General features: G+C 34.9%; 1 protein-coding gene. It reads right to left on the bottom strand.

Translation table 11 applies throughout. The annotated features are described in order from the left end of the window. Nucleotides 1-98 precede the first annotated feature (98 nt). On the bottom strand, nt 99-341 hold a 243-nt coding region (locus tag FE394_RS19585), incomplete at its 5' end, for a hypothetical protein (protein ID WP_319927977.1).

Raw genomic sequence — 341 nt, 5'->3', positions numbered from 1 at the left:
CAGAAGGTTTTCACTTCAATACCTCTCTATTCAACTTCCATTTCAACCTCATTCAATTCTTAATTCTCCTAATTAAAACCAACAACAAAAAAACATTTTTAATCCCACAAAACAGATCTTGCTAAATAATACATATCATCATCCCACTCCCTTTTCGTTGCCAAATCATTCAGTAAACCTTCAACAATTGCATAAAGACGACCCATATCTTCCGCGCAACCCAACAACGAATTGTATTCAATTACTCCATCCCATAAACTCTCTCCCTCCTTTTGCAACCAAGACCAAAGAACATCATTAAATCTCAAAATAGGCTCACTACGTCTTTTATAATCTTCTTT

It is taken from the genome of Xenorhabdus littoralis (assembly GCF_033949345.1).
GTDB classification, from domain to species: domain Bacteria; phylum Pseudomonadota; class Gammaproteobacteria; order Enterobacterales; family Enterobacteriaceae; genus Xenorhabdus; species Xenorhabdus littoralis.
The sequence above is the reverse complement of the archived record's forward strand: the minus strand, read 5'-3'. Positions and strand labels throughout refer to the sequence as shown.